Origin of the sequence: Vulcanisaeta sp., assembly GCF_049966235.1 — an archaeon.
Taxonomy (GTDB): domain Archaea; phylum Thermoproteota; class Thermoprotei; order Thermoproteales; family Thermocladiaceae; genus Vulcanisaeta; species Vulcanisaeta moutnovskia.
The window spans coordinates 1-318 of the sequence record NZ_JBMFVA010000077.1 but is presented as its reverse complement, the minus strand read 5'-3'; the positions used below and the strand labels follow the sequence as shown (position 1 = coordinate 318).

1 protein-coding gene is annotated in these 318 nt (G+C 46.9%); it reads left to right on the top strand.

Annotated features, from left to right (window positions below; all coding sequences use genetic code 11):
- A partial coding sequence (locus tag ACP5L5_RS11790; RefSeq protein ID WP_428764019.1) for an aromatic amino acid lyase occupies nt 1–318 on the top strand: 318 nt, incomplete at both ends.

Genomic DNA, 318 nt, shown 5'->3' with positions numbered 1-318 from the left:
CAACTTGATCGAGAGACAAATAACTCAATTACTCAGGAAGGAGATTAACGGTATAAGTAATTACCTGGCTAATGGACCTTGGCGCGTTGGTTTAATGCTTACGCAATACACGGCCGCAGCATTAGCGGCAAGGCTCCGTGAATTGGCCGTGCCATCCACAGTACAGAACATACCCACGAGCGGCTTCCAGGAGGATGTGAATTCCATGAGCGCAAACTCTGCGATCAAGCTTCACGAAATAAACGCAGTAATTACGCAGATGGTATCATTACTCGCTTATGTGAGTTATGCCGTGATTAAGGTAAGCGATAACTGCGC